This is a genomic window from Lutimonas sp. (assembly GCF_051011215.1).
Taxonomy (GTDB): Bacteria; Bacteroidota; Bacteroidia; order Flavobacteriales; family Flavobacteriaceae; genus Lutimonas.
The window spans coordinates 1-19,481 of record NZ_JBPCUJ010000141.1 but is presented as its reverse complement, the minus strand read 5'-3'; the positions used below and the strand labels follow the sequence as shown (position 1 = coordinate 19,481).

Below are 19,481 nucleotides of genomic sequence, written 5' to 3'. Positions count from 1 at the left end.
CAAAGCAATTACCAATATTTCGGGGGTGAAATAATATTCTTGAAAAAAATATACAATTGTATAAATATAATTGAAATTTCATACAATGGACCAAATGCCCATAAATCTTTTTCCTCGAGTTTATCGGCTGCCTTGTATAGGGTTGAATACCAGATGAGAAACCTTAAAAGGATCAGGGGAATAATAATTCCCAGAGATGTTTTAGTGATCATGGCGACAACTGCCAGTATGTAAAATAAAAACTGAGATAGGTAAAACAGTCCAAGACTTCGCTTCACCTGTTTTGCATAATGTTCTGCAGTTGTTATATGCCTTCTTTTTTGTCGCAGCCATTCGGAGAATTTTAGATGTGGCTTTGAAAGTGTAAAGGATTTCGGGTCGTCACAAATGGCAACGTTCTCCGCTGTAGCGACCTGAGAAACAAATAGATCATCATCTCCCGATTTGATATGGGTATGTTTATTGAACCCATCTGCCTTCTTGAATATCGTTTTTCTATATGCCAGGTTCCTTCCTACGCCCATATATGCCTTCCCATTCAAAGCATATGAAAAATATTGAATTGCTGTGAGTAACGTTTCAAAGCGTATTAGCTTATTGACCCAGGAGCCTTCAATTTTTTCGTAGGCTCCGTAGCCCAAAACAATTTCATGTTTCTCACTGAAGGAATAAAACATTTTGCGGATCCAGTCAGTGCTCAACGGTTTGCAATCTGCATCCGTCAACAAAAGATGCTCAAAACGGGCTGCTTTAATGCCCTGGGTCAAGGCATGTTTTTTACCTGCAGATTGTTCAGGGTCCAGCGAGAGTATTGTAATTTCAAACCTGTCTTCCTTGTGAAGTTCTTTAAAAGAATTCATTTGGGAATAGGTGTCATCACTGGAGGCATCATTCACCAAAATAATTTCAAAGACTGGGAAGTTCTGATTTGCCAAAGCAGGCAGTAAATGGGGTAAGTTTATAGCCTCATTTTTTGCAGCCACAATGATGCTCACTCCCTTTTCAGAAAGCGCATTAATCGTTGTTTTATAAGAAGTGTATTTCCGGAACAGAAATAAATAAAAGTATAATTGAATGATAATTACGACACAAAAAGCGCTCAGTAACATCATTGGACCTTAAGAGATGCTTTTTGCTGCTAGGTCGGCCTCTTTATTATCAAGATTCGTTTTACAACTTCCTTCATTTCCACATCCACAAACGATGCCTTCGGCCTTCATACGAACATTACTTCCGGCACAGGTCCCATCAAATTCTCCATCTTTTTTTGCCCATATTTTAATGGCTATTCCTGCAAAACCAATACCTAGTAAAACAATACTTAAAATCAGTAATTTCATAATGAATCAATTATGCTGCAAAATTAATCATTTATTACAGGAAAGAAAAACAAATCATCAATTTTGTCACCTGCTTGAAAGGGCCATACCTATAACTTAGAAAGGCGTTCCAGATAAAGGTCTGTGTCTTGCTTAAACTCATCTGACGTAAACGAGGCATCCGATTTGCACTTACTTTTTAATAATTTGACATCGTGAATCCATTGGTTGCCATCAAAATAAGACAAGCCTTTGAAATCCCTTACTTTATAGAGGGATTTTTCTCCATAGCAGGTGCCGAGATATACATGTTCCATTCCTTGTTCATGCGCCCATTTTATCACACTGAACATCATCCATTTTCCCAGGGAGTACTCCTGCTGGTCAAGATTAAAAAAGGCAAACCAATAATGCAGGCAGCCTTGTTCAATAATGCTTATAACATATCCAACGGTCTTATTTTCCAGCTCAAACTGAAAAACATGACTGATACTTTCGGCATGCAAAATATAATTTAAACGTTCCGAGCTGATTGGTTCGCTAAACCTTTGTTTTGCAAAATCAATGCAGTATTTTTTAAAATCAGCGTCATCAACATTGAACTGATTTATGGGAATGACTTTAAAAGAAGGGGAGAGCGGTTCAATTTTTCGGGAGACTCTTCTGTTCTCTGAAGATTCCTTAAAATCCTTGAGGTTGACTCGTAAGCTCCTGGCTAAATAATAGGTTTCCTGCTTAAGGTCTATATCGTTGGAATAAGGTAGGAAGCCTTTGGCATATATCTCAGGAAGCTCTTTTTGATGCTCTTTGATACAATAGGAAGCATAGTTAAAAGTGTAGGTCTTATAATCGACAAAACTTTCTGATCTAAATAATATCATAGGTTGCTTATGTAAATAAAAATACCCATCAAAAAATGGATTTTTGATGGGTAAAAGTAACAATTTTTATCTATGATTCCTTGACTAATTCACTTTGTACATTTGATGGCACCGGTTCAAACGAGGCAAAATCAGTGCTAAATGTAGCCCGTCCCTGGGTTTGAGATCTAAGGCTTGTGGAATACTTGTACATTTCAGCTTCAGGAACTTTGGCTTTAATGATCTGATGCTTGCCGTCACTGTCCATTCCCATGATAATAGAACGTCTGGATTGCAGATCTGTCATTACATTTCCCATCAGTTCTTCCGGGACTCTCACCTCAAGGTCGAGAATTGGTTCCAGTAATTTAGGTTTGGCATCTAAAAAGGCTGCTTTGAACGCATGTGCTCCGGCAATCTTAAATGAAATATCATTGGAGTCAACCGAGTGCATTTTTCCATCATAGACCATTACCCGAATATCTCTGGCATAAGAGCCGGTAAGCGGACCTTCTTCCATTACTTCCAGGATACCTTTCATAACAGCAGGCAGGTATCTGGTGTCAATGACACCTCCGGTAATGCAATTGTAAAAAATAAGTTTTCCACCCCATTTTAAGTCAATTTCTTCCTTACCTCTTATGTTAAAGCCTTCTGGTTCATGAATTCCTTCATGCCAGGGTTCTATTTTTAAGTGAACCTCCCCAAACTGACCGGCTCCACCGGATTGTTTTTTGTGCTTATAGCTTTGTGTAGCTGCTCTTTGGATGGTTTCCCGATAAGCCACTTTTGGTTGATAGAACAGGGCCTTAATCCCATACAGATTTTGAAGTGTCCAGTCAATCGTAGCCAAATGTAATTCTCCTTGACAAGATAAGATCTGTTGTTTTAATTCATTGCTGAATTTAATGGTAACCGTTGGGTCCTGAGAATGAATTTTTTTAAGCACTTCATTCAGTTTTTCTTCATCTTTTTTATTCTCAGCCTCTACCGCTTTTCTAATCCGTGGTTGAGGGAATATAATGGGTTTGATCGTAATTTCTTCATTGCTCGCTCTCAGGGTATCATTGGTCTCGGTATTTTTTAATTTGAGCGTCGCACCAATATCTCCCGCGGTTAATTTTTCAACAGAATGTCTCTTTTTACCATCCATGATATACAATTGATTCAAACTTTCAATTTCATCATTTCTTGAATTCTTCAAACGATCATTTTGTTTTACTTCACCTGATTTAACTTTAAAAAATGTGATCTGACCTAAGTTGGGTTCATGAAAGGTTTTAAAGATAAATAACGATGTTGGCTCATCGGACTTGCAGTGAATTTCATTGCCCTCCAGGCTTTGCTCTGGTTTCAAATCAGCTGCAGCAGGTGCTACATTGTCAATGAATCCCATCAATCGACCCGTTCCCATGTCATTAAGAGCAGATACGCAGAATACCGGGAATAATTCATGATGCAACATCCCTTTTTGAATACCCTTCCTCATTTCATCTTCGTTCAGAGTTCCTTTGTCAAAATATAACTCCATTAATTCTTCGTCATTTTCTGCTGCTTTTTCTACCAGTTCATTGTGCAGAAAATCAGCCATTTCTTTTTCATCTTCAGGAATTTCAAGTTTTTCCGGCTTTCCACCTTCAGGTCCAAATTTATAGACCTTCATTTTTAGTACATCAACGATACATTGAGATCCATCTATTACAATGGGATATTGAATTTTTACCGCATTGTTTCCTACCAGATCTACAATACTTTGATAGCTATTATCAAAATTTGCCTGTGGATGATCTATTTGATTAATTACAAATAGGGTAGGTCTGCTGAATCTATTAATGTATTGCCAGATAATTTCGGTTCCGACTTCAACACCATGCTGTGCATTGATCACTGTTACCAAAGAATCAGCAACTCTCATGGTAGAGGCAATTTCTCCAATGAAATCGTCAAGACCCGGAGTGTCAATAATGTTGATTTTATAATTTCGCCATTCTGTATGCAGCGGAGTTGCAAATACGGAAGTTTCTCTTTCCTGTTCTATTTCATGATAATCAGCTACGGTGTTTTTGTCTTCCACAGTACCTCTCCGATTAATCATTCCGGCCTCAAATAGCATGGTTTCGGCAAGTGTGGTCTTGCCGCTGTTATGGGCTCCAACAAATGCAACATTTTTGATGTGTTTTTCGTCATATATTTTCATGGGAATACGCTTTAAAGGTTCTCTTGTATAAAGTTAAGAAAATATATGACAAGTATTTTATGACATATGTTAGGTCTTATTTGAAAAATTTTACTTCAAATATACGTCCAACTAAAACCATTGATAATCAGGAAGAATGCTTTGAGAATTTTTTAAATAATATTGACTTCCATGTCAAGGTCGATCTCAAATTGCCTTGAAACTTCTGTTTGAATGTTTTTGGCAAGGTCTAAAATATCAGCCCCCTTCGCCCTGTTGTAATTCACCAGAACCAGGGCCTGTTTTTTATGTACTCCGGCATCGCCGAACCGCTTGCCTTTGAAACCGCATTTTTCAACCAGCCACCCGGCAGGAACTTTTATGGCATCTTCAGTTACCGTGTAATATGGAACTTCGGGATGCGCTGCCTTGATTTTAGAAAAGTGCGTGGCAGAGATCACAGGGTTTTTAAAAAAACTACCGCTGTTTCCGATTTCCTTTGGGTCGGGTAGTTTTGATTTGCGAATGGCGATCACTGCCTTTGAAATGTCTTGAATGCTCGGGGATAGCACCCCGTCGGATGCCAATTGATCTTTAATGGCCCCATAATCTGCCTTTATTTGATGCGAAGAGGTGCTCAGTTTAAATGTGACATTTAAAATGATATACTTTCCTTTTAAATCATTTTTAAAAACGGATTCTCTATAACCGAAGGCACATTCCTTTGCCGTGAATTGTTTGATGCGTCCTGTGCTAATTTCCAAGGCTTCCAGATTTTCAAAGCAATCTTTAATTTCAACGCCATAGGCACCGATATTCTGCATTGGAGAGGTACCTACGTTTCCTGGGATGAGAGACAGATTTTCAAGACCTCCAAAATCATGAGACAAACACCAGCAGACAAATTCGTGCCAGTTTTCTCCGGCCTGGGCTTTGACAAGCACATGAGAATCGTTTCTTTCAATGATATCGATTCCTTTAATGTTGAGAAAGACGACCGGTTTTTCAATGTTTTTGGTCAATAAAATATTACTTCCGCCACTGAGAATAAAAACATCCTTTTGAGCCTCAATGATCGTTGAAAGCTCGCTCACAGAATTGACTTCAGCGAATTTTTCGGCCAAGGCATCAATGCCAAAAGTATTCAGGGCCCGGAGAGATACGTTTTTTTGAAACATTAATTCGGATATTGCTCTAATGCAAGTTTAAGTAATTCAACCGAACGAATCAAACTTTCCTGTTTCAGAACATAGGCTATTCTAATCTGATTTTTTCCAGAACCCGGCGTAGAATAGAACCCACTTGCAGGTGCCACCATTACCGTCTCGTTTTGATCACTGAATTTTTCCAGCATCCATTGGGCAAATCTATCCGCATCTTTAACCGGTAACTCAGCAATACAATAGAAAGCTCCTTTAGGTTTTGATACCTTTAGACCTTCTATCTTACTTAATTCGTTGATTAAAAGCATTCTTCTTGCATCATATTCTTCAATGACTTTACTGAAATATTCGGGAGGTGTTTCCAAAGCTGCTTCACTGGCCAACAAGGCGTACGTTGGGCTGCTCAGTCTGGCCTGGGCATATTTTAATACCGTTTGAATAAGTGACTGGTTTTTAGAAACGATACATCCTATTCTGGCACCACACATACTATATCTCTTGGATACAGAATCGATGATAATGGCATGTTGGTCCAATCCTGATAAGCTCATGATCGAATGATGCCTGATTCCTTCATAAACAAACTCTCTATAGACTTCGTCTGCCACTAAAAACAGATCGTGTTTAATGGCTAAATCTCTCAGTTTCTCGAGTTCTTCTTTTGAATACAAATATCCTGTGGGATTGCCCGGATTACAAATCAGGATAGCTCTTGTTTTATCTGTAATTAAATTTTCAAAATCTTCGATCGCAGGCAAGGCAAAATCATTCTCAATGGAAGAGACGATTGGTACTACTTTTACACCATTTGCAACAGAAAATCCATTGTAATTAGCATAAAAAGGTTCAGGAATTATAATTTCATCACCAAAATCTGTGATACTGCCTAAGGTGAAAAGCAAGGCTTCTGATCCCCCTGTAGTCACAACAATATCTTTTTCTGTAACGTCGATGTTGTTCTGTCTGTAATACGTGCTTAATTTTTTTCTATATGCTTCTGACCCTTCACTCCGAGCATAGGATAATACGCTGATATCGTTCTCTTTAACGGCTTTTAAGGCCGCCTCCGGAGTTTCAATATCGGGTTGCCCAATGTTCAAATGATAGACATTCACGCCTCTTTCTTTCGCATCCTCGGCGAAGGGAACTAGTTTTCGTATCGGTGACTCTGGCATTTGCTGCCCTTTGAGTGATATTTTTGGCATAATTAACGGGTCTTATATGGATGTGCAAAATTGCGAAATATTATTTACTTTTTCTTCATTAGAATGGCTTTTTTGAATGATTATTAGTATCTTTATAAGTATTAATATAAACTTAAATTACGCTATTATGTCAAGTGATTCTAAATTGTTGTTAGGGCTCATTTTAGGTGCAGCAACTGGTGCGGTGGCAGGTTTGCTTCTGGCTCCGGCTTCGGGGAAGGAAACTCGTGATAATTTATCTGAAAAAGCGGGTGAATTAAAGAGTGATCTAGATAAAAAGGTTACTGAATTGTCAAATAAATTGAAAGATTTAGACAGTGAATCATTAACCGATTTCAAAGAAAAGTTCAATGAGGTAAAAGCAACCGTCAAAGATAAATTTGATACGGTTTCTGCCAAAGTGAAAGATTTAGAGAAAGAACTTTCTGAAAAAATTGAATCGATTAGAAAAGAGGCAAAAGAGATGGAAGCCAATTCTAATTCAATATAACTTAAGGTTTATTTAGCTAATGATAGATTTGGTTAAGAAGTATGTTGAAAATAGAATTCAGCTTGTAAAGTTTAACTTTATTGGTGCTATTTCCAACGTAGCTGCAGGACTTGTGAGTTCCTTTTTGTTGTTAATAATGGGTGTTGCCATAATGCTCATGTTTAGTATTGCTCTTGCTTTTTGGCTGGCTACTTTCTTCGAAAGCGAAATTATTGGATTCGCTTTGGTAGGACTTATTTATTTGATTCTGTTGGTTGTATATGCATTGTTTGCAAAGGATGCCATTGAATTAAAAATTAAAGATAAGATTGTAGAGTCAGCTCTCAAGGATGACGATGATTTTAATGAATCCATAGACTATGAAGAGTAAAGCGGAACGTAAGATCACCTCATTCGAGGAATTAAATGCGGCCAAAATTGAATTGGCAAATACCATAAAAAATCAGGAAGAAGAAATTCTTAAGAATCCTTTATTTACGATACCATCAGCGCTGTTTCAAGGAGGCTCGCTGAAGGGGAATATTATGGATTCGATGGAGTCTATTTCATTAGATCATTATAAGAAAGCAGCGATGAATTTATTGAGTACAGCCTTGATGGCGAACCGTCGAACAAGAAAGTTTTTCATAGGTTTTATCATTGCAAAAGAAATGGTTCCTTTTATTCGTGACAAGGTGAATGAATATGTGAAAAAATAGCAATTCGACAGCTAATTTTGAAAAGCTAAACTTTTCTTAAAATTATTGCGGACTCTTATATTTATAGTACTTTCCATATGCTTTTCACATTTCAGCATGTTAAATAGAACTTTCCTTGTCATCCTTTTATTCTGTTCTTCATTTTATGTTGGAGCACAGGGAAGGTTTCGGATTGTAGACAATGGGAAGCAGAGTGTTACAACGAGTTTTTCATTGGTCAATAACATGGTTGTTTTATCAGCAGAACTGAACGGCCGAAAATTATCTTTTTTACTGGATACCGGGGTAAGAAAAACCATGTTGTTTAATATTAAAGTTGAGGACTCTCTTCAGCTAAGAAATGTGGCCAAATTACAACTTCGAGGACTAGGAGAAGGGGAATCGATCAATGCCTTAAAATCACGTGGTAATTATTTTAAACTAAAAGGAGTCGTAAATGCCGATCTGGCTTTGTTCGTTATCACCGATGATCTGTTTGACCTTTCGGCTAAGATGGGAATGGATATTCATGGGATCATTGGAGGTGATCTGTTTCGGGATTTCGTCATAAAGATTAATTACGGATCTCAAAAAATAACTTTTTATAACCCGGACACCTATGACCCTCCTTCGTGTAAAGGCTGCGAAACTTTCCCTTTGGATTTTTACAATAGCAAACCTTTTATGGAAGCAATCATTCAAAATCATTTAGGAAAGGAATTCCCGGTGAGATTGTTAATTGATTCAGGTGGAGGTGACTCCTTATGGTTATTTCCGCACTCCAATCCTGATATTATTGTAGGAGATAAGTACTTTGATGATTTTTTAGGAAAAGGGCTTAATGGTGATATAACAGGAAAAAGGAGTAAAATCAAAAGGATCAGAATAGGAAGTTTTGAATTTGATGATGCTACGGTTTCATATCCCGATTCTACTTCAATAGTTCGTGTTCATGCCAACAAGGATCGAAATGGAACCTTAGGTGCCGGCTTGTTGAAACGATTTGTCGTGACCTTGAATTATCCGAAAAGTCAAATAACGCTTAAAAAGAATCGCAGGTTTTATAAAGCACCTTTTTTATACAACAAAAGTGGCATTGAATTAATGTTTGGTGGGGAAATGCTGGTGAAAGAACACAGAAGTAAATTCAATGAGGCCAAGCAAGGTCAGTATACCACCATTACTGAGGTTTTTTATAGTTTTGGTTTAACCTATAAGCCAAGTTTTAAGATCTCATTGATTAGAAAAGGGTCTCCGGCTCATATAGCAGGATTGAGGCAAGGTGATATTGTATTGGAAATAAATGGGAAAGAAGCTTATAATTTAAAAATGGAAGAAATTGTATACCTTCTTTCTCAGAAGGATGATAAAAGGATCAAGATGCTGGTAGATCGAAATGGAGAACATCTTCGTTATGAGTTTTATTTGAAAAGTTTGCTATAAAAAAAAGCCCGTAAAGGGCTTTTTATTAGTTGGTTTCAGAAACAATACTTTTCTTTTTTTGCAGATCATCTGCCTGTTTTTCAAGTACCCTTCCTTTTATTTTTAAAACAACGGTTGGTTCATACGCATTCGAAGTAATTGTCACCGTCTTTGAAAAAGGCCCGATTCTATTCGTTGCATATTTTACTTTTATTTCACCTGTTTCACCTGGCATAATTGGTTCTTCAGGTTTTGTAGGTACCGTACAACCACAACTTCCTTTTACGTTTGAAATAATAAGCGGTGATTTACCTACATTCTTAAATTTGAAAACCCTGTTTCCGTCAGAATTTGCAGCTATTTCACCATAATCAATCACTTCGCTTTCAAATTCAAATACAGGTCCAGTATAGTCCTTTTTGATGTCTTGCTCTGTTTGTCCATTCATCGATAGAGAAAAGACTCCCACAAATAATAATACTAGTATTTTTTTCATGATAAATAATTTAAGCCAAAATTAATACTTTTTGGATAAATCTAACTTTTATTGACTGAATTTATTGCTTAAAATTGTAATTTTGCAGACGATTTGACAAAATTTTAACATATGAATATCCCTACTAAATACGATGCAGCCCAGGTTGAAGCAAAATGGTATCAATATTGGATGGACAATAACTATTTTAATTCAGAACCGGATGAGCGCGAGGCATATACGATCGTAATTCCTCCACCAAATGTAACTGGTGTGCTTCATATGGGGCATATGTTAAACAATACCATACAGGATGTACTGGTTCGTAGAAAAAGAATGCAGGGATTCAACGCTTGCTGGGTGCCGGGAACGGACCATGCTTCTATTGCAACAGAAGCTAAAGTTGTTGCCAAATTGAAAGAAGAAGGAATTGCTAAAGCTGATCTGTCTAGAGATGAGTTTATAGCCCATGCATGGGAGTGGACGCATAAGCATGGAGGTCTGATACTCGAGCAGTTAAAGAAGTTGGGCGCATCTTGTGATTGGAACAGAACTAAGTTTACAATGGACGATGATTTAAATCGTTCGGTAGTAAAAATCTTTAAAGATCTTCATTCAAAAGGTTTGATCTATAAGGGATACAGGATGGTGAACTGGGATCCGGAAGCTAAAACAACACTCAGTGATGAGGAGGTTATTTATGTAGAGAAACCCGGGAAATTGTATTATGTAAATTATGCGATCGAAGGAAGTGATGAGAAAATACAGATTGCCACCACCAGACCTGAAACTATTCTTGGAGATACAGCGATTTGTATTCATCCTGAAGATGATCGTTTTTCACATTTAAAAGGAAAAAAAGCAATTGTGCCCATTGCGGGAAGAGCTATTCCCATTATAGAAGATGACTATGTTGATGTTGAATTCGGAACAGGTAGTTTGAAAATTACGCCTGCGCACGATCCTAATGACAAAGTAATTGGAGAAAAACACCAACTAGAGGTAATTGATATTTTTAACGATGATGCAACTTTAAATGCCAACGGGTTGCATTATGAAGGAAAGGACAGGTTTGTTGTTAGAAAAGAGATTGTAAAAGAACTGGAGGCAAAGGGGTTTTTAGTAAAAACGGAAGATCACATGCATAAGGTAGGAACTTCTGAAAGGACCAAGGCAGTCATTGAGCCTAAAGTATCTGAGCAGTGGTTTTTAAAAATGGAGGAGTTGGTGAAGCCAGCTATTGAAGCCGTATTAAAAACAGAAGATGTCAAGCTGGTGCCGCATAAATTTGTGAACACCTACCGTCATTGGATGGAGAATATTCGTGATTGGAATATTTCCAGGCAATTGTATTGGGGTCATAGGATACCGGCTTATTATTATGGTTCGGGAACCAATGATTTTGTAGTTGCCGAAACTGAGCAGGAAGCGGTTGACTTAGCAAGAGAAAAAACGGGCAATGCCTCATTGAATTTTGCGGACCTGCAACAAGATAATGATACTTTAGATACCTGGTTTTCTTCATGGCTATGGCCTATCAGCGTGTTTGATGGCATCAACAATCCGGAAAATAAAGAGTTCAAGTATTATTATCCAACCAATGACTTGGTAACTGGGCCAGATATTTTATTCTTTTGGGTGGCCAGAATGATTATAGCGGGATATGAATTTGCCGATGAAAAACCTTTTAAGCATGTGTACCTCACAGGACTTGTTAGGGATAAACAAAGAAGAAAAATGTCGAAATCATTAGGAAACTCACCGGACCCGATCGGTTTGATGGAGACCTATGGTGCCGATGGAGTAAGGGCAGGGATTTTGATGAGTTCTGCAGCAGGTAACGATTTGCTATTTGATGAGAGTTTGATGTTGCAGGGAAGAAACTTTGCGAATAAAATATGGAATGGTTTTAGACTTGTAAAAGGATGGGAAGTTTCCGATACGATTGAACAACCTGCATCGGCAAAAACAGCCATTCGCTGGTATGAGGCAAAATTTCAGAAGACGCTGACTTTTATTGAAGATCAGTTTGAGCAGTATAGACTGTCAGATGCCTTAACGGCTATTTATAAACTTGTCTGGGATGATTTTTCGTCCTGGTATCTTGAATTGGTAAAGCCGGAATACGGGCAGCCAATTGATAGAAAAACACTGGAAGCAACGGTGGCCTTTTTTGAAGATAATGTTAAGATATTACATCCATTTATGCCTTTTATCACTGAAGAAATTTGGCAATATTTTTCGGAGAGAGAGGAGAACGAGGCATTAATTATTAGTGATTATCCGAAAGTGAAATCTGTAGACTTTACTATTTTGGAAGAAATTGAAATGACAAAAGAGGTTATTTCTGCTATCAGAAATCTGAGAAAGCAAAAGAATATTTCTTTCAAAGAATCACTGGAATTGTCTCTGATAAAAAAGGAGGCGATCAATGAGGAGTATTATGCCTTGATCAAAAAAATGTGTAATGTGTCACAAGTGAATGAAATAGCTTCTAAAATAGAAAAAGCACTGACCTTTCGAGTTGGATCAAATGAATATTTTATTCCATTTGCCGAGCAAATCGATGTAGCTGCTGAAACAGCGAAACTAGAGGAAGAACTGGCTTATCATAAGGGGTTTCTAGCATCCGTTCAAAAGAAGCTGAGTAACGAAAGATTTGTGAACAATGCGCCTGAGCAGGTGATTACGAATGAAAGAAAGAAAGAAGCGGATGCCTTGGCCAAGATTGCCATGGTAGAGCAAAGTTTAGCCTCTTTGTAGCTCCTCGTTTTTTATTTGGTTGTTTTTCCTTGTAAACTGTCGGTGAAGACCTGGTCAACAGGTTCCCAGAGTTCAATTTTATTTCCGTCTGGATCCATAATATGGACGAATTTGCCGTAGTCAAAAGATTGGATTTCGTCACAAATGGTCACTCCTTCTTTTTTTAGTTCCTGAACCAATGCCTCTAAATCAGCGACGCGATAATTAATCATAAACTCTTTCTTCGAAGGTTCAAAGTACTTGGTATCATCCTTAAAGGGACTCCATTGCAAATAGTTGATCTCTTCGGGATTATTGGCATTTCTAAATTCAAAAGGAGAGCCATAAGCATCTACGGTAAGCCCCAGATTTTTATGGTACCAATCCTTAATTTTTGCGGGATCAGATGTTTTAAAAAAAATGCCTCCTATGCCAGTAACCTTCTTCACTGATTATTTTTTAACCGTCAGGATTTTGGCCTCGATGCCAACTTCATCCCAGGTTTTACTTATACCGTCGGCACCAGTATGCAGTTCTAAACAAACTTCATGCAACGATCCCAAGGCTTCTTCTGCACCCCAGTTATTGAGGTCCATTTTACCATTGATGATGATGGTGTCTTTGCTCATTTCATAGGTGAAAGGAAGGTCTTTTGTTAATCCATTCATTGAAATAGCGACATTTCCATGACTTTCATCTTTGATGGAAAAGCTGCCTTTTAGACTCAGTGTGTTCTCCATTATGGCGAAAAAGAATTTCTTCAATTTCCCATCGCGAATACTGTCTTTAGAGTAAATACTAGACACGGGAATTTCAAATGTCAGGCCTTCGAGAGAAGAGGTTGCTGTAGCTGCAGGCTTTGATTCCGTAATATTAATTTCTTTAAAAGTACCTTTTACCGGAACTTTATCCGTTGTTTTATAGCCCGTCCACTGTACACTGGAATTAGCAGCATCAACCATATAGGTAATTTCTTCTTTCGCAGCTTCTTTTTGTTTTTCTGATTTCCCGCAGGCAATGATTGATATTGCAATGACAAGGAATAGTGAAAAGTGAATGATCTTTTTCATGATGATTGTTGTTAATGTTAGTAGCAGTTTATTATTTGATTTTTTCTCCGGTATATTTTTCGACCAGCGCAATGTATTGTTTCTTTGCTTCGTCCGGAGTAATATTGGCAATTTGAAAATAGGCGTTTAGCTTAAAAGCGTTTCTCACAATATTGTTTCCTGAAGGTCTTACAACCGCATTTTCGTTGGTAGCATGTTTGTAATAAGAATAAAACTGAAGCATAACATCCGCAGGAAGTTTTTCAGTCATGGCTGAAGCTATTTCAAATGCGTTGTTAAATCTTCGGTCCAGGTCCTTCATTATTTAGAAGCTATGATGGTTTCTCCACCTTTTGTTTTTTGATCAAGTGAGACATTGATTTTCATGTCCAAAGGTACAAAAATATCTATTCGAGAGCCAAATTTGATAAATCCACCATCTTCACCTTGAATCACTTGTTTATCTTTCTTGGCATAATTCACAATCCTTCGGGCAACCGCTCCAGCAATTTGTCTATAGAGAACTTCTCCCAGCGTATCATTGTGAATCACAATGGTGGTTCGTTCATTTTCTTCTGAAGATTTAGGATGCCAGGCAACTAAATATTTTCCAGGGTGGTATTTGCTATAGGTCACCTTTCCAGAAATTGGATATCTTGTTACATGCACATTAAGCGGTGACATAAAAATCGAAATTTGTCTTCTTTTTCCCTGAAAATATTCTTTTTCTTCTACTTCTTCAATGACTACAACTTTTCCGTCTGCCGGCGCGATTATCTGCTCATCGTTTAAAATAGTATTTCTTTTTGGGTCTCTAAAAAACTGAAGTACCAAAACGAAAACGAGCAATAACAAAATCATTAAAGATTTCTGCAACCAATAGATACTGATGAAATTGTCGATGATCAACATACCACTGACCGTAATTAAGGCCGTGATAAATATGATTTTAAATCCTTCTTTATGAAACATTAGGTTGTTAGGAATAAATAAATAAATACAAATGGTGTTGCAAAGATAATACTATCTAATCTATCTAAAAAGCCTCCGTGACCAGGCAGTAAATTACTGCTGTCCTTTACTTGAGCCTGTCTTTTGAACATCGATTCAATAAGATCTCCAAGTACACCAAAAATACTGACAATAATAGCAATGGTAAACCATTGTACAGGTTGTATGCTACTGCAGTATCTGGCTACGAAATATCCGGCGATAAATGTAAAAATGAAACCACCTAAGAAGCCTTCTATGGTTTTGTTCGGAGAAACTCTTTCAATGAGTTTATGTTTTCCAAAATTCTTTCCAATCAAAAAGGCAAAGACATCATTACTCCAAATCAATATGAAAATGCCTATGATAATAGAGGTGTCAAAAGTGCCCTCAAAATTTAGATATGGAATCTTGATCAACATTGAAAATGGAATGACAACATACATTAGGGTCAGAAAGTTTTTTCCCAAATATTGACGACCAATTTTTCTCGAGGAGACCAAAGCCAGAATAAAAGAAAAATAAATGGCTGAAAGAAAAATAGATAAGGTGATTTTTTTAGAAAGATCATCTTCAAATACAACCAGATTATTATTAGAGATGACGGCTGTAATAAAACAGGTAGCTCCCAACAGGTATGGGAAAACACTTTTGAGTTCTATTATTTTTATAAATTCATAAATGCAAAGCATCATGAATACCAAAAAAAGACTGTAAAAATAAAGTGCTCCCAGTGCAGAGGAAGCTATAACAAGACCCACGTATAATAGGCCAAAAACAATACGTTTGGTAAAGTTGTTCATGAATTTATAGATCTTCTAACAGCAGCAAATATAGCGTTTTGGAATTAGTGTTTCCATAACTCATAAAATCAGTTTCCGTTTTGTTTATGATGAAATCTTTAATGGAACTGATAATCGTGGGAGAGTTCTTTTCAGAACGGTTTCTTATCCCTGAAATTCCATCACGAGAATCCTTTACAATCTGACTGGTTTTTGCGTAAACAATAAAATTACTTGGAAGATCCTTAAGCTTCTTGTCTTTTAATTGCTTGGATGAGAACATCAGACTTCCGTCATTGGCAATGAGACATTCACATTGAGTCATAAAAGGCAGTGAAGGTATAATTTTGGAGGTTTTTGCACTCTTGATCTCTGTCAGTAAATCGTTGATTTCCTTATCAAAGGTAACAACATTATTCCATTGATTTTCTTGTAAAACCTGTACCAGATTCTTTTGTACCTCTTCCGCATCGGTACAATAAAGAAATTTACCACCTTTATGGATAAACTTCTTCACAAATAACTCATCAATGGAAAGATCACCTGTTTGATCAATAGATCCTTGATCTTCTTCTTTCTGAGAAGTTTTAACTAGATTTTTAAAAAATTTATTAAAAAAACTCATAATCAAATAGTATGGTTCAAATGTACAAAAACACTTTGATTATTTTGAGTTTTCCTCCGTAATTTCCTCTTTAGAATTCTCTGTTTCACTCGTTTTAGGAGCTTCCTTCTCTTCAGCTTTTGGCTGAACTTTAGGTTCGTCTACTTCTTTTGACTGTTCTATTTCTTTCGCAAATGGTCTTTCACCAAAAATCTTGTGGAGATCTCCTTCAAAAATCACTTCCTTTTCAGTTAAAATTTCAGCGAGTTCTATCAATTTGTCTTTGTGCTTCTCAAGAATTGCGATAGCTCTATTGTATTGTTTTTCGATAATCTTTGAAATTTCCTCATCGATGGTCTGAGCTGTTAGTTCACTGTATGGTTTTGTGAAACCATACTCATTTTGACCACTTGAATCGTAATAGGTAATGTTTCCTATTTTATCATTGAGTCCATAAATACTAACGATGGCTCGGGCTTGTCTGGTTACTTTTTCAAGATCATTCAAGGCCCCTGTTGAAATTTTATCAAACATCACCTTTTCAGCAGCTCTTCCACCAAGCGTGGCACACATTTCATCGAGCATCTGATCCGTTTCTACGATTTGTCTTTCTTCTGGCAGGTACCACGCAGCTCCTAGTGATTTTCCACGAGGAACAATAGTCACTTTTACCAAGGGAGCAGCATGCTCCAACATCCAGCTCACGGTGGCATGTCCTGCTTCGTGATATGCAATGGTCTTTTTTTCTTTGATCGTAATAATTTTGTTTTTCTTCTCCAAACCACCCACGATTCTGTCTACTGCGTCAAGAAAATCCTGATGATGAACACTTTTCTTACTCTTTCTTGCCGCAACCAGAGCAGATTCATTACATACATTGGCAATATCAGCTCCTGAGAAACCAGGTGTTTGTTTTGACAAAAATTCAAGATCAACATCCTTGGCCAGTTTCAATGGCTTTACATGCACGTCGAATATTTGTTTTCTTTCATTTTTATCTGGTAAGTCAACATAGATCTGTCTGTCAAATCTACCGGCACGCATCAATGCTTTATCTAATACGTCTGCACGGTTTGTAGCAGCGATGACAATAACATTTACGTCCGTTCCAAAGCCGTCCATTTCCGTTAGCAATTGATTTAACGTATTTTCTCTTTCGTCATTTCCACCTGTTACATTATTTTTTCCTCTGGCGCGACCAATAGCATCAATCTCGTCAATAAAAATAATAGAAGGAGATTTGGCTGCGGCCTGCTTGAAAAGATCTCTCACCCTTGAGGCACCTACACCAACAAACATCTCAACAAAATCAGATCCGGAAAGAGAGAAGAAAGGTACTCCGGCTTCACCAGCAACTGCCTTGGCAAGCAAGGTTTTACCGGTACCCGGAGGTCCTACCAATAAGGCTCCCTTAGGAATTTTCCCTCCTAGACTTGTATATTTATCAGGGTTTTTCAGGAAATCAACAATTTCCTGTACTTCTTCTTTGGCACCCTCAAGACCCGCCACGTCTTTAAAAGAGGTTCTTACTTTTGTGTTTTCATCAAACACCTTGGCTTTTGACTTCCCAATGTTAAATATTTGACCACCGGCTCCGCCGCCACCGCCGCCAGACATTCTTCTCATAAAAAAGATCCACAGACCAATGATAAAGATAAAAGGCAGCCACACTAGAAATGAGTCAAAGAAACTCGTACGTGTCGTATTGTCCTTGTCAAAATCAAGTTCAAATTCCCCTTTTGCAGTTTCCAGGTTTTTTTCAAAATTCTGTAAATCTCCAAAGTCATAAATATAGACCGGGGCAGTTTGACCAAAAATAGACGGATTTTTGTATTTTTTGTACTTGTCCTTCGTGTTTAACGCTTCACTTTTTATCGTAAGTTGCGCTATATCTCCATTAACAATGAGAATTTTGTCAATATCATTGTCGTTCAGAATTTCCTTGAATTCGTTTTGTGTCAGCTTATTGCTGGCAAGATCAGAACTATTAAGTAATTGATATCCGATTAAAAGCGCGAATATGATTCCATAGATCCAATAAAAATTGAATTTGAAATTAAACTGCTTAAATGGGCTATTATTTTCCTTATTTGAATTTTCTTTTTTCATGTGTCAAATTTAACGATTGTTGCTCAATTAATAAGCACTTTCAATGTTTGTGATTTTTCCGTCTCCCCAAAGCTCTTCTAAATTGTAAAATTCTCGCACGTGTTTTTGAAAAACATGCACGGCAAGATTTACATAATCGAGCAAAATCCATTCAGCATTTGCCTCTCCTTCAACATGCCATGGTTTGTCTTTAATACTTTTACTCACAGTTTTTTGGATGGAGGCTGAGATGGCACTTACCTGTGTGTTGGAAGTTCCATCACAAAGAATAAAGTAGTCACAAACAGTATTTTCAATCTCTCTCAGATCAATTATAGAAATATTTTCGCCTTTTACTTCTTCAATTCCCTTTATGATTTCCGTGATCAAAAGATCCGAATTAACTATTTTATTTGTCATTAATTTGTTTCAAAATTTCTTGCAAATGTATCACATTTTTATCACTTTAGATGACTGACAATTGCAATTATACATGTATCTATTCAAACTTGATGCCACAGATTCTACAAATTCTTTTTTGAGAGAAATGTCCAAAAACAAGGACTTGGGAAAGTGGACGGCAGTGACGGCAAATTTTCAAAGACAGGGACGAGGCCAAAAGAATGCCGTATGGCATTCTGAAAATGGTAAAAATTTGATATGCAGCATATTGCTTCGGTTTGAAGATATGAAAGCTGAGCATCAATTTTTAATTAATTGTGCAGTATCCTTGGGGATTCATCAATATTTACAACGCTATCACCTGCCAAAATTAAGTGTGAAATGGCCGAACGACATTATGTCAGTATCGAAAAAGCTGGGTGGGATTTTAATTGAGAATACCTTGTCAGGTGACAAGATTACAAATTGTATTATCGGTATCGGTATAAATCTCAATCAGGAGACCTTTCCTGAAGACTTACCCATGGCGGTTTCAATAAAACAGCTGACAGGTCAGATAGTAGACAAGGATGTGTTTCTTCAGGATTTGCTTAATTCTATTCAGAATAAGTTTGAATTGGTTTTTGATAAAAAAAATGACGCCTTGAGAGATGCCTATGAAAAGGTCTTATTCAGAAAAGACAAGGTACATATGTTTCAGGAAGCTTCTGGCAATAAAATCATGGGCATTATTCGAGGTGTTTCCAAAGAGGGACAACTCCTTCTCGAACATGAAAACGGCAGCATTCATAAGTATAACTTTAAGGAAGTCGTTTACCTTTAAAAGCAGCGTTATTATTTATCACCAATATTACTGATCAGTGTATCGATAAATTTTTGCAACGGTTTCTTCACCATCATGGCCACCATGGGGTTGAATTTCCCATCGAAAAGTAATTGAACATTACTGCTGTCAGCAGTAGCTTCTTCAATATCCGCTGTTAAATTAAAAGGGAATTTTTCGTTGGCCGAGCCCAGCACAATTTTATTTGGAGATT

General features: G+C 37.3%; 21 protein-coding genes and 1 pseudogene. 6 read left to right on the top strand and 16 right to left on the bottom strand.

Features of this window, described 5'->3' with window-relative positions:
* Positions 1-8: 8 nt before the first annotated feature.
* The 6 genes from ACR2MV_RS13665 to ACR2MV_RS13640 form a co-directional block, all read right to left on the bottom strand.
* Positions 9-1,109 carry a glycosyltransferase gene (locus tag ACR2MV_RS13665; RefSeq protein ID WP_434022541.1) on the bottom strand — a complete coding sequence of 367 codons (1,101 nt, stop codon included), beginning with the start codon at positions 1,107-1,109 and terminating at the stop codon, positions 9-11.
* 9 nt (positions 1,110-1,118) lie between these two features.
* Complete coding sequence (locus tag ACR2MV_RS13660) at positions 1,119-1,340, bottom strand: membrane or secreted protein (RefSeq protein ID WP_434022540.1); 222 nt, start codon at positions 1,338-1,340, stop codon at positions 1,119-1,121.
* An 89-nt stretch (positions 1,341-1,429) separates the two neighbouring features.
* The gene (locus tag ACR2MV_RS13655) at positions 1,430-2,200 is read right to left on the bottom strand and encodes a GNAT family N-acetyltransferase (protein WP_434022538.1); all 771 of its coding nucleotides are present in this window, start codon (positions 2,198-2,200) and stop codon (positions 1,430-1,432) included.
* A 70-nt stretch (positions 2,201-2,270) separates the two neighbouring features.
* Positions 2,271-4,376 carry an elongation factor G gene (locus tag ACR2MV_RS13650; protein WP_434022536.1) on the bottom strand — a complete coding sequence of 702 codons (2,106 nt, stop codon included), beginning with the start codon at positions 4,374-4,376 and terminating at the stop codon, positions 2,271-2,273.
* Between the two features lie 152 nt (positions 4,377-4,528).
* Positions 4,529-5,533, bottom strand: coding sequence for a UDP-N-acetylmuramate dehydrogenase (murB, locus tag ACR2MV_RS13645; RefSeq protein WP_434022534.1), 1,005 nt, complete (start codon positions 5,531-5,533; stop codon positions 4,529-4,531).
* Entirely contained in the window at positions 5,533-6,723 is a 1,191-nt protein-coding gene (locus ACR2MV_RS13640; RefSeq protein ID WP_434022532.1) for a pyridoxal phosphate-dependent aminotransferase, read from the bottom strand. Before ACR2MV_RS13640 ends, murB begins: the two co-directional genes overlap by 1 nt.
* 127 nt (positions 6,724-6,850) lie before the next feature.
* Between ACR2MV_RS13640 and ACR2MV_RS13635 the strand changes: the two genes are divergently transcribed.
* The 4 genes from ACR2MV_RS13635 (at position 6,851) to ACR2MV_RS13620 (ending at position 9,333) form a co-directional block, all read left to right on the top strand.
* A complete protein-coding gene (locus ACR2MV_RS13635) occupies positions 6,851-7,213 on the top strand; it encodes a YtxH domain-containing protein (protein ID WP_434022531.1) in 363 nt (120 codons plus the stop codon).
* A gap of 19 nt (positions 7,214-7,232) precedes the next feature.
* Positions 7,233-7,583 carry a hypothetical protein gene (locus tag ACR2MV_RS13630; RefSeq protein ID WP_434022530.1) on the top strand — a complete coding sequence of 117 codons (351 nt, stop codon included), beginning with the start codon at positions 7,233-7,235 and terminating at the stop codon, positions 7,581-7,583.
* Positions 7,573-7,911, top strand: a complete 339-nt coding sequence (locus ACR2MV_RS13625) for a hypothetical protein (protein WP_434022528.1) — start codon at positions 7,573-7,575, stop codon at positions 7,909-7,911. Before ACR2MV_RS13630 ends, ACR2MV_RS13625 begins: the two co-directional genes overlap by 11 nt.
* Before the next feature lie 96 nt (positions 7,912-8,007).
* Entirely contained in the window at positions 8,008-9,333 is a 1,326-nt protein-coding gene (locus ACR2MV_RS13620) for a PDZ domain-containing protein (RefSeq protein ID WP_434022527.1), read from the top strand.
* 25 nt (positions 9,334-9,358) lie between these two features.
* Here the strand turns inward: ACR2MV_RS13620 and ACR2MV_RS13615 are convergent, their stop codons facing one another.
* Entirely contained in the window at positions 9,359-9,808 is a 450-nt protein-coding gene (locus ACR2MV_RS13615) for a DUF1573 domain-containing protein (protein ID WP_434022526.1), read from the bottom strand.
* Positions 9,809-9,919: 111 nt separating this feature from the next.
* Here ACR2MV_RS13615 and ACR2MV_RS13610 point away from each other — a divergent pair, with 111 nt between their 5' ends.
* Positions 9,920-12,550 carry a valine--tRNA ligase gene (locus ACR2MV_RS13610; protein ID WP_434022524.1) on the top strand — a complete coding sequence of 877 codons (2,631 nt, stop codon included), beginning with the start codon at positions 9,920-9,922 and terminating at the stop codon, positions 12,548-12,550.
* A gap of 11 nt (positions 12,551-12,561) precedes the next feature.
* Here the strand turns inward: ACR2MV_RS13610 and ACR2MV_RS13605 are convergent, their stop codons facing one another.
* The 8 genes from ACR2MV_RS13605 to rsfS are packed head-to-tail and all read right to left on the bottom strand — an operon-like array spanning position 12,562 to position 18,462.
* Positions 12,562-12,978, bottom strand: a complete 417-nt coding sequence (locus tag ACR2MV_RS13605; protein WP_434022522.1) for a VOC family protein — start codon at positions 12,976-12,978, stop codon at positions 12,562-12,564.
* A gap of 3 nt (positions 12,979-12,981) precedes the next feature.
* Positions 12,982-13,599: a YceI family protein gene (locus ACR2MV_RS13600; protein WP_434022520.1), complete on the bottom strand. Its 618-nt coding sequence runs from the start codon at positions 13,597-13,599 to the stop codon at positions 12,982-12,984.
* Positions 13,600-13,630: 31 nt separating this feature from the next.
* Complete coding sequence (locus ACR2MV_RS13595; RefSeq protein ID WP_434022519.1) at positions 13,631-13,900, bottom strand: acyl-CoA-binding protein; 270 nt, start codon at positions 13,898-13,900, stop codon at positions 13,631-13,633.
* The gene (locus ACR2MV_RS13590; RefSeq protein WP_434022517.1) at positions 13,900-14,550 is read right to left on the bottom strand and encodes a phosphatidylserine decarboxylase family protein; all 651 of its coding nucleotides are present in this window, start codon (positions 14,548-14,550) and stop codon (positions 13,900-13,902) included. Before ACR2MV_RS13590 ends, ACR2MV_RS13595 begins: the two co-directional genes overlap by 1 nt.
* Positions 14,550-15,371, bottom strand: a complete 822-nt coding sequence (locus ACR2MV_RS13585; protein WP_434022515.1) for a phosphatidate cytidylyltransferase — start codon at positions 15,369-15,371, stop codon at positions 14,550-14,552. Before ACR2MV_RS13585 ends, ACR2MV_RS13590 begins: the two co-directional genes overlap by 1 nt.
* Before the next feature lie 4 nt (positions 15,372-15,375).
* Complete coding sequence (locus ACR2MV_RS13580; RefSeq protein WP_434022514.1) at positions 15,376-15,975, bottom strand: LUD domain-containing protein; 600 nt, start codon at positions 15,973-15,975, stop codon at positions 15,376-15,378.
* Positions 15,976-16,014: 39 nt separating this feature from the next.
* Entirely contained in the window at positions 16,015-18,063 is a 2,049-nt protein-coding gene (ftsH, locus tag ACR2MV_RS13575) for an ATP-dependent zinc metalloprotease FtsH (protein ID WP_434022512.1), read from the bottom strand.
* A 27-nt stretch (positions 18,064-18,090) separates the two neighbouring features.
* A complete protein-coding gene (gene rsfS, locus ACR2MV_RS13570) occupies positions 18,091-18,462 on the bottom strand; it encodes a ribosome silencing factor (RefSeq protein ID WP_434022511.1) in 372 nt (123 codons plus the stop codon).
* Between the two features lie 73 nt (positions 18,463-18,535).
* Between rsfS and ACR2MV_RS13565 the strand changes: the two genes are divergently transcribed.
* Positions 18,536-19,267 carry a biotin--[acetyl-CoA-carboxylase] ligase gene (locus ACR2MV_RS13565; protein WP_434022509.1) on the top strand — a complete coding sequence of 244 codons (732 nt, stop codon included), beginning with the start codon at positions 18,536-18,538 and terminating at the stop codon, positions 19,265-19,267.
* 11 nt (positions 19,268-19,278) lie between these two features.
* Here ACR2MV_RS13565 and ACR2MV_RS13560 read toward each other — a convergent pair.
* A pseudogene (locus ACR2MV_RS13560) lies at positions 19,279-19,481 on the bottom strand (SRPBCC family protein); the annotation flags it as partial.